The organism is Chryseobacterium sp. CS3K3.1, assembly GCF_059515165.1.
Map to the genome: position 1 here is coordinate 1 of NZ_JCAKRV010000022.1, position 12856 is coordinate 12856.

A 12856-nucleotide genomic window follows, 5' to 3' on the forward strand; every position below is an offset into this window, starting at 1 on the left:
TTTAAGCTCAAATAAAATTATTAAACACTATAATTTATCTACTTTAGTCGTCGTAAAGACATTTGGGTAACAGGACCGGATCCTGTAGAACCTGAGCTTAAATATCTGACGATTACATCCACTGTATTAGACAGTCTGAAAGAATAGGTATGAGAAGCTAACATAGGAATTGAGGTAATAAGAGTATAGGTCTGCTTTGGTCCACCTCCAACTGAAGTTGATGATCCTGCCCAATAAACATCATTAACACGCGCCACCCAGCTACTACTTGTATCGTCCCATATGCCTATTACTGGAATCGTAGGTTGATTACTACTATCATTACTTGTTGATACTACTATCATTACTTGTTGATAACTGCGCATTCATCATTATCTGATATACTCCATCTGCAGAAACTTTAAATGAATTAGTGGATGGTGAACCTGTATACAGATTTTCATTATCTACAATTTCATTATTTAAACTTCCTATAGCAACCGGAATACCACCATTGGAACCAGCTGTATACGTAAAATCATTAGTCATTTGTACTATGATTTCCTGGGCGACCATAAACTGACCGTTTACAACAATCACCGTTCCTGTAGAACTGGGAACACCCGCAATAGATTGCCAGGTAGGAGCATTACCCGGTCCATTAGACTTAAGTACCTGCCCGGCAATTCCTGCCGAACCTGCGGTGGAAGCAGTCCCTCCCACATTCAGTTCATTGACAACCTGCAAAGCTCCGTTAACATGCAGGGACTTCATAGGAGTAGAGGTATTAATTCCAACTTGGGAATGATAAAATAAGGAACCAAAGATACTGGTTATAAGGATGGCTTTCTTTTTCATAATATTGTATTTTAAATTGTATGCAAAACTAGAACACAACACCGCTTTTACAGCATAAAACCACATACATCACAGGTACATCATCCAACAACAACATTTATAAAGCTCTAAAAATCAACACCTGTACACCTTAAGAAAAACAGCAAATCTATTTTTACGTACTACTGTCATCCTGGTCATGAGAAAGGTTTTTAAAGAAAAAATACAGATCAACATCTGAAGAAATATTCAATTTTTTCCTGAGTCTATGCTTTTTATTCTGGACAGACCGATGTTCCACAAAAGTATATTGTGCGATTTCTTTTGATGTAAACCCCAACCAGATCATTGCACAAAAAGCCAGATCAGATTTTGACAAATTAGAATTGATTAAAAGTAATTCTTTTATAAAGTCCGGATGTGCTTCCTGAAATTTATTGAGAAAAACAGGGTCATTTTTTTTAGCCAGCTCAATAATACAATCGTAGGAATTATTAAGTTTCTCCTTTAAAACATCTGTTTCAAATTCTTTTTGTTTTATGATGTCTTTATTCTGTTGACAGTGGATGAAGGCTAAAATCAGAATAACAATAAGACTAAAAACTACACTATTATAAACAAAAAATATATTCTTCTTTGAAATATTTGCTGATTCTTTTTCCTTCATCATGTCATCAACAGAAATATTGATACTTTCATTACAAACCCTCCTTAAACTGTCATTTAGCCTTGTATATTTTTCAAGGTATTCTCTTTCTCTCTCCAGATCATTTAAAACCCGATAAGTATCGGCTATTTTTTTGTACAGGAGAGGAATATTACAAACTCTTTTGGTTCTTTCTAAAATGGCTACAGACTTTGTATAGTACAACAGCGCTTTTTTGTACTCCTTTTTTTTATTAAGAAAATTACCATACAAGTAGTAAGTCTGCCCTCTTTGGACATTCCAGTAATCCATTTTCTGCAGCAGTTTCAATGCATTATTCAAATAATATGAAGACGAATCTGTATTCTCCTTATAAACCATATAATGATTTGCTATCGATGAATTAATTACCGGAGTCGATTTTATATTTAATGCTTTATGCAAATAAATCAGTGAAGAATCATGCCGATGGATATCATATAAGAAATCTGCCCTGTTGGCAAAAATACCTGATAATATTTCCTTTTCATTGGGATTGGAAATCAGCTTACCATAGTAAATAGATTGCGAATTATATTTCAAAGCTTTTGTATATAACCCAATAACATAATTAATCTGTCCATATTCGTGATATAGCCTGGCAGATAAATAAACATCATTAATTTTTTTGATTTTCCTTTCAGCTTTCTGAAGATAATAAAAAGACTCTTTATAGTCACCAATAGCTGCGTAAATATTGGCAATATTGATATAACCTAAAATCTCTCCTTTCAGATAATTTTGATTTTGGGAAATAATAATATATTTTTCATTGAAAGAAATTAACTCTTTTTTTTCACCTCTTAATCTTAATTTCTCGGATTTAATTATTAATGCATTGTCTATTTGGTCCGGAGTATAATTTTGAGAATATAAGACAGTAAAAATAGACAAATGGGCAAATACCATCATTAAAAATTGAAATATTCTTTTTATGCTCACTCTGATCATATTGTATATTCAATTGCTGTTCCGTTGTTACTAGCAGATAAATCTGCTTATTCTTGTACTTTCTGAAAAATTATTTTTTTTGAATCAGGTTTTTGAATGATAACAATGGTGTTGGGGATAGTCATGAAACTCCGCTGACCTCCTTTAATCACTTTATAAGAGTATACTATATTCTGACCTTTCTGCTGAAGGCTGACAGGGATAATCTCCACTTCCAGATTGGTTTTCGGGTAAATAAGAGCAAGTACATTTTCCTTTGAAAAATCAATAAGTGTTGGTTTCCCACTCATGCCCATTGTTGTTGCGGCCCCAAAAATCAAATCAAATTCTTCCTGTGAAGTAATTATTTTTTCAGTTAATTCTTTTTGATCAGTGGTATTTTTAACAAAATATTTCTTTGCTGATGTATAGGGAATATCTTTTTGAGAAACATTTACAGCACACGAAAAAGCTATTAGAGTACTTATTAAAGTCATGATGAAATTTTTCATTTTTTTCCAATTTATTATGTGTTAAAAGCTATTGTAATTACTTAAACAGATAGTAATCAAAGCCGGGCCCGAGGGATTACTTAGAAAATATTAGATAATCCGATAAAAACACATCCTGTTTCTATAATCGTATTACAGCTTGTAAGAAAGGATAATTTTAGTCTGGGCGGCAGTAATTCTTGGTAACAGGATACCATCGTTGATAGATGACTGGGTTGAATTTCCCGTTACATTTATAGTAATTTTAGAATTTGAAGTATTAATCCCGCCCTGAGAATACATCTCCAGCGACAATAATACAAGCAAGGTTAATACAATCTTTTTCTTCATAATGTTTTTTGTTTCACCGTAAAAGTATAAAATAAGCATTATGCTGCATTAAATGACACATACATCACAGATACAGCACGATGGAACATGCATTATTTCAAGCAAATACTCCTGACTTATACTAAAAGACAAACAACTGTTATCTGTAAGCAATTTTTGTGTTTTTTGACATTCACTAAAAGCTGTATAGATGATGTATACAAAATATTGCAGCGTATAGAACAGTACCTATATTTTTGCAAAAAACACAAACTATATACTTTCTATTAACTCACAAATCATTTAGTTGATATTAAGACCAGATACTAGAGTTGTAACTGACATTAAAGAATAAACTATTGTAAAATTCAAAAACAATTTTACTTTATTATTTGGAATATTAAAAGCATTCTTTTAATTGGTTGAGACACTCTCTTTAATTAATTTATAAACTCTAGTATTCTTTTTATTAGATAGAGCTCACTGAAAAGAAAGAGCTATAAAAACGGAAAATTTATATTATTATATTACAAATGGATCATCACAAGCAATCTCACTCAATGACGCCTGATTATAAAAAGATTTATATTGATCTTGTCGACCTGAAATATCCTGAGAAAAAGGATGAGTGTGCAAAAATTTTATCGAAGCAAAACCTTTCAGCGTTTGATGTAATAGAAATTAACAGAATAATATTTAATTATAACCAGGACATCAAGACAAATCAGTCTCATCGTTCTTACAATGAAGAAACGATACACAAAATCCTTGAATATCAAAAAAAGAATTATCTTAATAATACGCAGCTGGCCCTGCATTTTAAGTTGAGTCGTAATACCGTTGCAAAATGGAAAAACTTATTCAGTATGTAATCAATTCACGTCCTCTATAAATTTATTATGACATTCATTCCTGATTAAAATACTGTGCTTTTATTGGCTTGTTTAAAGGGTATATTGAGGATATAGCAGAACCTTAGCACTTCCGATTATTCTGTGAGGGATATTCCTTTTTGGGAAAATTCATAATAACAAATGCCGTTATTGACTACAACATATATAACTACAAATATATGTTGTAAGCAATAACGGCAAAAAGAATATACCAGAATATGGTGTGATATGTAGAGATTTAAAACCAGCCTTCTTTAATGTTTTTTCAAAGAAAGAACTATTTATAATCTTTGGAACTTCTTCGAGGTTCTTTTACTTCCGGCCATTTTACCGCCTCTCCTTTTTCGTCTTGGGGCATTACTCTTTTTTCTCTGTTACTGAATTCAGGATCCTCGGAAGCCATATAAGCCAATGCCGCTGTTAAAATCACATTATTTTTCACCTCATCAAAAACGATCTTGTCATAGGTATCTTTCGTAGTATGCCATGTATATCCGAAATACCCCCAGTTCAGAGAACCTAAAGAAATTCCGGGCACTCCTGCTGCCACGAAAGAAGCATGATCGGAGCCTCCACCACCAGGCATTCCTGGAAAATCTGTCTTGATGTGGCTTCTTACAGCCTTTGGAACTCCATCAAGCCATCTTCCCACATAATCATAAGCTTTTACAAATCCTTGTCCACTGATATTAACCACTCGTCCCGTTCCGTTATCCTGATTAAAGGCAGCCTGTACCCCTTTAATAATCTGAGGGTTGTCTGCAACAAAACCTCTTGAACCGTTTAATCCCTGCTCTTCACTACCCCAAAGCCCGATAACAATAGTTCTCTTGTTATCAGGATAATATTTTTTCAGAATTCTCATGGCTTCCAGCATGGTAATCGTACCGGTACCATTATCTGTAGCTCCCTGAGCTCCGTCCCATGAATCAAGGTGAGCAGAAAGAATTACATATTCATCAGGTTTTTCTTTCCCTTTGATCATTCCGATCGTATTAAAGCTTTTGGCTTCGGGAAGTATTTTTGACTGGGCATCAATTTTAATTTTAGGCCGAGTTCCTTTTTCTGCCATTCTGTAAAGCATTCCATAGTCTTCCAAATCGATATCGATCATTGGAATTTTGGTAGTTTTTGCGCCGAATATTCTGTTAGCTCCCATAATACCCGTCCAGTTTGAAATGGCAATGCCTGCCGCTCCTGCTTTTTCCAATGCTTCCGGAAGGCTGTTATTATCATAGCCGATATTCTTTATATAGGCTGCAAAATCTTTGACAGCCTGATCTTTTTCGGCTTTAAGTTTTTCATACAATTCCGGGGTTGCAAATTCTTTGATCTGTTCATCAGAACGTCCGATTTTCTGGTATTGAGCCATCAGCACAATTTTTCCTTTCACTGAAGGAAGCCATTGATCAAACTCAGCTTTAGAAGACACTTTCGGAAGAGTAATTACTTCTGCTTCAATGGCTTTTTTTGTAGCCGGACTCCATGCCAGCTGAGTTGCTGAAAGAGATTTTATGCGCGGATAGGTCATATCAACATGAGTGGTTCCTCTCTGCCATCCTTTCCATGTTCCGAATTGCTGAAGATTGGCATCTACTCCCCAGGAGCGAAGTTTATTAACACTCCATTCATTTGCTGCCAGCATTTCGGGAGTTCCCACAAGACGAGGCCCGATGCCATCCAACAGTTCAGATGCCAGGTTTTCAAGCTGGGAATTATTATTGACTTCATCTACAAAACTTTTTACGATAGGGTCTAGTCTTTCTTTTGGATCAACCTTTATCTGAGCCCATGAAAACTGGGCAGCCAGCACTACTGCAGGCACTGCAAAAAATCTATTTATCCTCATAATATATATTGATTGGTTTAAAGATAGTAGAAATTGGGGAAATGAAAGCAAAAAACTCTTTAAACAATATACTTTAAAGAGTTTTTTATATAATAAATTAAATTGATAAAGAATATAATTAGAAATATTTCTGCTATTTGGATCCAAAATCAGGTAATTTCCTATCGATAAAAGCTTGCTCTTCCCTGGAAAGTAAAATTGTATTATTTTTATTTTCTTTCACCTGAACATTATCCCAAATATTTTTAGTAAAATCCACTTTAGGGACAAGTCCTTTTTCTTCTGATTTTTTAAAGGTATTGTATATAAGCTCCCTACTGCTCTTTCTTTCATGTTTAACCCCTTTGTAATATGCAACATATTTATTCCCTTCAAGTCTGCTCATCGCAGGAACATACATTCCATCATTTTTATAAAAATCGAAAACAAGTATTGCATTTCCCAGTTGATAATCATATTCTTCCCCCTCACCTGTTTTTCTTTTCATCATCGGATATTGATCCTGTAAATAATGGATCTCAAAATAGGTAATTACTTTATCTGCTTTATTAAATTTAAATTCGCCTTCCATTTCAATTCCCAATCCCGATTTAATACTAAATGTAACCAATTGTTCATTGCCTTCTTCGAAGATCATCCATCCTGAATATTTTGAATCTTTATTTTTTAAATGAGCCAGCACCCGTGTTAATTCAAAATTGAAAAAAAAATTCCCCATATATTCTTCAGAAAATTCTTTTAATCCTGCGGTAAAAATACTGTCCGACTTTACATTTTTAAAGCTTTTCACATTATTTAACTGCATTTGCAGGTTCTTATCATAGGATTTATTATGGTTATAATAATTGGCCTTACTCCACAATTTAGTCTCCGCAATTACTAAAAAATAAAGCTTATTATTATCACTCTTTTTTTCTTTGTAGATTACGTCATAAAGAGATGGATCACTGTAATATCTCTTTCTATAATTATCACTTACGTCTTCAAAGAGTTTTCTGATATCGATTTTTGCTAGTTTTACCTCTTCAATTTTTTTATAAACCCGCTTTAGTTTTATAACAGAATGAAATTCATGAACTATTGTCTTTTGGAAACCGGAAGCAGAAATTTCAAAGTTCACAGCGCCTTGTTCAACCGGTGCAAAACCATCTTCATTGGTATAAACAATCTGATTCTGTAAAAGAATTCTTGCATTGAAAATAGGCTTCCCGTTTTCTGCATCCACAACTTTTAATTTCTGCCCTGAAAAAAAATTAAAAAAGAGAATAAACAGCAGATAAAAATATTTCATAATATACCATCATTGATGTTTCTAAAATACAAATTATATAAATGGTATGTATTCAAACAAAATAAATTAACATTGGATTTAAAAAGCATCAACATAAAGGTATGATAGGATCGAAAGTGATCAGGAAAATAAAGGTATAAAAAAACCGGCTTCAAAAGCCGGCTAAAGGTGAATTATTTCTTAGCTTCTTCTACAGAAACTTTTCTGAATTCTTTGAACAATTTGCTTAGTTCTAAAGCTGCTTTACGAGCTCTTGTACCAGCTGCTTTGTTTCCTTTTTCCGCTTGTTGGTTTGCCTCAGTTGTGAACGCTTCAAATTCTGCGTTGATTTTTTCAATTAGTTCTTTCATTTATTTAAAAATTTAGGCTGCAAATATAGGTTTTATGGCGATTCCAGCCTAATTGTGTTGAAAAAAAATAGTGGATTTACTCATTTTTTCTGAGTCTTTCTTAAATTCAATTTAATTTTTAAAATAAAATCAAATTATTGTAGAAAATAAACCATGTTATTCGTTGTCACATAGAGCATCAATGAATATTTAAATAAACTATTCAAAATCAATAAGAACCGAAGAAACATCTAGAAAAATATTCTTAAAAATTTTATCTGTAAATTATTCATTTTCCTTACTTCATACGTATTTGATTACGTTGCTTTAAAACTGCGGTTCTTTATATTCCTACCAGAATTTTATACTAAAATTTTAATGATATAGGACAATTTTAAACAAATAATGTCTGTACCGCTGATATTTTACCAAACTGTATCCTTTTTGAATGGATTAATCTTATATTTTTGAATAAAAAAATTCCATGGATATCATTTCAAAATTTACAGTAGGTTCTGAAGAGGGAATTTCTGATCTTATAGCCATCATTGATTCTTCCGTTTATGCATTACACAAAGAATTTGTAACTGAAGAAGAAATCAAAAGATATATTCACAACGAAATAGACCCGAGAAAGATGATCAATGACCTGAACGATCTTTCCAACCAACTGATCATGATGTATGCAGATCAGAAACCCATCGGATTCAGCATTATAAAAAGCGGTTCGGTACATCCGGGAATTCCTGACGGAAAAAGAGCTACAGAAATCAGTTTTGTAATTCTTTCAGAGTTTGATCTTCCTGAAACACGACAGTCTCTCTGGAAAAAATGCAGGTCAGCAGTGAGCTTTACGGATATTATATGGATCAATATCCTGGATCATGATCCGATCGCAGACTTTTTAAAGGAATGTGGTTTTATCGCTGTGAGCAGTTCAAAAGCCGGACCTTTTCAACTGCCGTCTCATATTTTGGAACTGGAGATTAATAAAAGTTAATCGGCTGCTTTTAACCATAGGTTTCATAGATATTTGCCTATATAATAGTATCAATCATTTTTTTAATTCTGCAACTATTGAGGAAGACTATTATTTTAATTTCTATTATCTCATTTAAAATGCTCTTAAGTAGACAACAGTTTACTTATCTTTGATTTTTATAATTTTTACTTATGAGTGATCAGCTGGAAACGATAGAGGATTATTACAGACGTATCCGTAAAAATCAGATCAAAATGTTTGATTCTGAGGATTTTGAAATGGGAAAATCCCACTTCAATATTTCTATGCGGAAATACTGCAGTTTTAAAAGCCCTTACAACCGCCGTGATTATTACAAAATAAGCTTTATTATTGGAAAGGGCACCATTCATTATGGTACTCATCAGCTGTTTATAGATGGTCCTGCCCTGTTTTTTCCTTCTCCGAGCATTCCGTATTCATGGGAATGCGGGAGCGATGTGCAGGAAGGATATTTTTGTTTATTCAATCAGGAATTTTTTAATGGGAATTCTGAGTTCAATCTGTTTAAAAAAACGTCGATGTTCAAAGAATGGAGTAAGCCGGTTGTTTTTTTGACGGAAGAACAGACTCAGCTGGCAATGCTTTATTTTGATCAGATTTACAGAATGAATAACTCTTCCTATCCTTTCCGCTGCAGTAGTATCAAAAGCAATCTTGCTTCTGTAATGCATCTGGCGCTGGAAAACCGTGTGGAAGACATCAATCCTAGTGAGCTTCCCGCAAATGTACGTCTGTATAAGCTATTTGATGAACTGCTCAACAAACAGTTTCCGTTGGATTCCCCTGCTTATCCGCTGGCCTTAAAAACACCTTCTGATTTTGCCGCGCACCTGAATGTACATGTCAATCATCTGAATTCTTCCGTGAAATCTGTAACTAATCTTACAACCACACAGATCATTAAAGAAAAGATGTTTGAAGAGTCTAAAAACCTGCTGAAGTATACGAATTGGGATATTGCCCAGATCGGTTATACTTTAGGATTTGATCAGCCTGCTCATTTTAATAATTTCTTTAAAAAGCATGCACAGACTTCGCCCTTAAAATTTAAGAACCTGTCATAATATTTGATTTTTGTAATTTTTACTTTGTCTTTTAAAATCCGGTTTTGTATTTCTTGACTTATTTTTGCAATGTAAAAAATGAATGAATATGTTGAGAGAAGCATCTGAACAACGAATCAGATTAATTACCATTATGGCTTTCGTGTCTATCCCGCTTTCCGGGTTTGTCACGGATATTTATTTACCATCGTTCCCATCTATGGCCAAAGAAATGATGGTTTCGGAAAAAGATATTCAGATTACCCTGACATCATATCTGTTGAGCTACGGGATTTCCCAATTATTTGTAGGAGGAATTCTGGACAGCATCGGGCGTTATCGTCCCAAATTGATAGCCTTGTTTCTGTTAATACTAACCAGTATTTTAATTACGATGACCAACAGTATTCTGCTGATCTGTCTGCTTCGTATTCTTCAGGGAGCTGCAGTTTCAGTACTCGTTGTGGCTACGCGTGCTATTTTTGTAGATATTTATGATGCGGAAAAGGTAAAACATTATCTGAGCTACTTTACTATTGTATGGTCCTGCGGTCCTATTCTGGCCCCTTTCCTCGGAGGATATCTTGAGAAAATCTTTAACTGGCATGCTAATTTTTATTTTCTGGCAGCATATGCAGGATTTCTGTTCCTTTTTGAGTGGTTTTTTAGCGGGGAGAGCCTTCCTCAGAAAAAGAAACTGGATCTTTCAGAGAACATCAGCCTTTATAAGATGATGCTTAAAAACAGGATTTTCATGTTGGGGATTTTCATTTTAGGTTTGAGCTACTCTATCGTGATGTTATTTAATATTACCGGGCCATTTATTATAGAAAATACTTTTCATTTTACACCGGTAGTGATTGGATATTGTACATTAATCTTAGGATTTTCGTGGATGATTGGAGGTTTTATAGGGAAACGCAGGCTGACTCTGGATTTTAAACCAAGAATATTGCAGCCTATTTTACTTCAGCTGATCCTGATCGCAGGCCTGATCATCACCAGTTACTTTGCAGAAAACCTGTTCATTATGATTCCTTTTGCCTTTTTTATTCATATCTGTTCCGGAATTTTATTCACCTCCTTTTTTACGACAAGTATGCTTTACTTTCCGAAAAATGCAGGTACAGCCGGCGGACTGATGGGTGGACTGGTTTATGTAATCACTTCTGTAACAAGTTTTATCATCTCTGTAAGCGGAACGGTAACAGATCAAAAAGGTCTTTCCTGGCGCTACCTGATCATTGCATGTTTCCTTTTGGGGATCATTCTTATCATGCACCAAGCCGTTAAAAAAGAAAAAGCAGAGAATTAGTCTCTGCTTTTTTAATGGATACCTTTCAATATTCTTGTTATTCTTGTTTTATAGTGACAATAAGCGGCTACCAGAAGGCAACCGCTTATTAAATCCTTACATCAGTTTATAATACATAATTCTAAAAAGGCTGTGCAACGGTATTATTCATTTCAACTACGAATTGTACATCCGGAGTTAAGCTTGTTCCATTCAGATAAATCCAGTCTGTTCCTGACTTATTATAGACCTGAAGATAATATGTGTTACCAAATCCTGTTGTATCCTTGAAAGCAACGGTATCTCCATTTTCAATACTTGTTGAAAAATTCCCTGGTTTTTTCTTGACAATTTGAATTCTCATATTATAAGTAGTCTTTCCATATTTTGGATAAAAATAATAACTTCCACTGCCTGAAGAATACCAATACCAGAAATGATTAAGCCTTTCGCTGCTCTCTACCCTAACGTATCCTTCTTTCAAATCAAAATAATTGTCAGAATCTCCGATATTCACAATATTAAACCAGGTTCTTGCATCGCTTGGCAGCAGAGAGGAAACAGTTAGCCAATCATTGGGTGTTGAAAGGTTCGAGCTGATATATTTCCCGGTGGCTACAGATCGCAATGAAATACGGTCATACTTTCTGAATTTCATACTTTTTGTTGGTGTTTTCGGGTCTGAATAAACATTGGCCTCTACAGGATAATGATCCGAATATTCTGTCCAGTGATATTTAATTCCAGCTATATTGGTATAGGTCATAAGGTTTGAAGCTACAGGATCGAATGCAATATTTTGCCAGCTTGGAGGAACAAGATGATCATTGGAAACCAGAATATAATCAAGATATTCTCTTTTATTGTCCGGGTAAGGATAATGGTAAGAAGCCATGGTATTGGTTTTTGTATCCCATGAATATTTTAATCCTTTATAGGTAGGAGCATTCACATTCAAGGTCTGCAGCATACTGGAATATTCGGGAGTATCTTTTATAATGTTGAAATCTCCACCATAAATTACCATTTCATCTTCAGGGATATTCAAACGGTCAACAAATGATTTCATCATTCCCAACTGCTGTTTGCGGATTTCCACATCTCTTCCGTTACAAGACGGCTGTGTAGACTGTGCATGTACTGCTATAAAGTGGATACGTTTTCCTCCTTTTACTATTCTGGCGTAAGCAAAGCCTTTCAGACAGTATCCATCAAAATCACATCCTGCAGGAAAGATAAACTGATCCATTCTTTCAATAGGATATTTACTGGCAATCATCACACCTCCGTCTTCAAATCCTCCGGAGATGATCTCACGCCAGTGACCGAAAGTATTGTTCCATCCATTTTTTGTGCGTCCCACTATTGGAGTCTGATAAGGAAAAGTGGGAAGAAGTTTTTCTCGCAGCTTATCGGAAGCTGCATTATCGAAGCACTCCTGAAGCATCAGTACATCATAGTTCTTCAAAAAAGAAGCTTCACCAATTTTCTGAGCTCTGGCCTGTTGTGACCATTGTGTCATACCAGACACTGCAAGTTCTTTCAACAGGAATGTATTATACGATAATACTTTGATGTTTGGAAAAGAACCTCTCATGGCATTTTCCTGTGCATTGGGGAGAGTCTCATCTTGCTGAAACTGATCTGACCTACACGATAAAAGGGTTAATAGACAAAGTACCGGAAGAAACCGGAATAATGAAAATTTCATTTGATTCATAAGTTTTTAAGTTAAAATTGTTTTGTTTTGCTGTGGCCAAAGTAAAATTTACAGTATAAACAAAAATGAACTGAATATTATCTAAATAATAATTTTCCGGTTCGTCATTTAACTATTAAAAATCATCATAATCTAATGGCCTAATTAGTTTCAATTAAAAC

Annotated in this window: 13 protein-coding genes; 4 read left to right on the top strand and 9 right to left on the bottom strand. The window is 34.4% G+C overall.

What is annotated here, in order from left to right:
- Nucleotides 1–38: 38 nt before the first annotated feature.
- The 5 genes from AC5YGI_RS18305 to AC5YGI_RS18325 all read right to left on the bottom strand — a co-directional run bounded on the left by AC5YGI_RS18305 (nucleotide 39) and on the right by AC5YGI_RS18325 (nucleotide 3273).
- Entirely contained in the window at nucleotides 39–257 is a 219-nt protein-coding gene (locus tag AC5YGI_RS18305) for a hypothetical protein (RefSeq protein WP_496169169.1), read from the bottom strand.
- A gap of 64 nt (nucleotides 258–321) precedes the next feature.
- Complete coding sequence (locus AC5YGI_RS18310) at nucleotides 322–837, bottom strand: hypothetical protein (RefSeq protein ID WP_496169170.1); 516 nt, start codon at nucleotides 835–837, stop codon at nucleotides 322–324.
- Nucleotides 838–991: 154 nt separating this feature from the next.
- On the bottom strand, nucleotides 992–2413 hold the full coding sequence (locus tag AC5YGI_RS18315; protein WP_446105635.1) for a LuxR C-terminal-related transcriptional regulator: 1422 nt from the start codon (nucleotides 2411–2413) through the stop codon (nucleotides 992–994).
- A gap of 86 nt (nucleotides 2414–2499) precedes the next feature.
- Nucleotides 2500–2943, bottom strand: a complete 444-nt coding sequence (locus AC5YGI_RS18320; RefSeq protein ID WP_496169171.1) for a hypothetical protein — start codon at nucleotides 2941–2943, stop codon at nucleotides 2500–2502.
- A gap of 132 nt (nucleotides 2944–3075) precedes the next feature.
- Nucleotides 3076–3273, bottom strand: a complete 198-nt coding sequence (locus AC5YGI_RS18325) for a hypothetical protein (protein WP_496169172.1) — start codon at nucleotides 3271–3273, stop codon at nucleotides 3076–3078.
- 512 nt (nucleotides 3274–3785) lie between these two features.
- On the opposite strand from AC5YGI_RS18325, the gene AC5YGI_RS18330 reads away from it, so the two are divergent.
- Nucleotides 3786–4124 (top strand): helix-turn-helix domain-containing protein, encoded by a 339-nt coding sequence (locus AC5YGI_RS18330; protein WP_496169173.1) that lies wholly within the window; start codon nucleotides 3786–3788, stop codon nucleotides 4122–4124.
- A gap of 298 nt (nucleotides 4125–4422) precedes the next feature.
- Here AC5YGI_RS18330 and AC5YGI_RS18335 read toward each other — a convergent pair whose 3' ends face one another.
- From AC5YGI_RS18335 to AC5YGI_RS18345, 3 genes are all read right to left on the bottom strand, one after another.
- Nucleotides 4423–5994, bottom strand: coding sequence for a M20/M25/M40 family metallo-hydrolase (locus tag AC5YGI_RS18335; RefSeq protein WP_496169175.1), 1572 nt, complete (start codon nucleotides 5992–5994; stop codon nucleotides 4423–4425).
- A gap of 133 nt (nucleotides 5995–6127) precedes the next feature.
- Nucleotides 6128–7285, bottom strand: a complete 1158-nt coding sequence (locus AC5YGI_RS18340) for a hypothetical protein (RefSeq protein WP_496169176.1) — start codon at nucleotides 7283–7285, stop codon at nucleotides 6128–6130.
- Nucleotides 7286–7458: 173 nt separating this feature from the next.
- A complete protein-coding gene (locus AC5YGI_RS18345) occupies nucleotides 7459–7635 on the bottom strand; it encodes a BF3379 family histone-like protein (protein ID WP_002978882.1) in 177 nt (58 codons plus the stop codon).
- 463 nt (nucleotides 7636–8098) lie between these two features.
- Here AC5YGI_RS18345 and AC5YGI_RS18350 point away from each other — a divergent pair, with 463 nt between their 5' ends.
- The 3 genes from AC5YGI_RS18350 (at nucleotide 8099) to AC5YGI_RS18360 (ending at nucleotide 10996) form a co-directional block, all read left to right on the top strand.
- Nucleotides 8099–8614 (top strand): hypothetical protein, encoded by a 516-nt coding sequence (locus tag AC5YGI_RS18350; RefSeq protein ID WP_330746677.1) that lies wholly within the window; start codon nucleotides 8099–8101, stop codon nucleotides 8612–8614.
- A 173-nt stretch (nucleotides 8615–8787) separates the two neighbouring features.
- Nucleotides 8788–9702 (top strand): helix-turn-helix domain-containing protein, encoded by a 915-nt coding sequence (locus AC5YGI_RS18355; protein WP_496169179.1) that lies wholly within the window; start codon nucleotides 8788–8790, stop codon nucleotides 9700–9702.
- A gap of 88 nt (nucleotides 9703–9790) precedes the next feature.
- Nucleotides 9791–10996 (top strand): MFS transporter, encoded by a 1206-nt coding sequence (locus tag AC5YGI_RS18360; RefSeq protein ID WP_496169181.1) that lies wholly within the window; start codon nucleotides 9791–9793, stop codon nucleotides 10994–10996.
- A gap of 121 nt (nucleotides 10997–11117) precedes the next feature.
- Here the strand turns inward: AC5YGI_RS18360 and sph are convergent, their stop codons facing one another.
- Nucleotides 11118–12686 carry a sphingomyelin phosphodiesterase gene (gene sph, locus AC5YGI_RS18365; protein ID WP_496169182.1) on the bottom strand — a complete coding sequence of 523 codons (1569 nt, stop codon included), beginning with the start codon at nucleotides 12684–12686 and terminating at the stop codon, nucleotides 11118–11120.
- Between the last annotated feature and the right edge of the window lie 170 nt (nucleotides 12687–12856).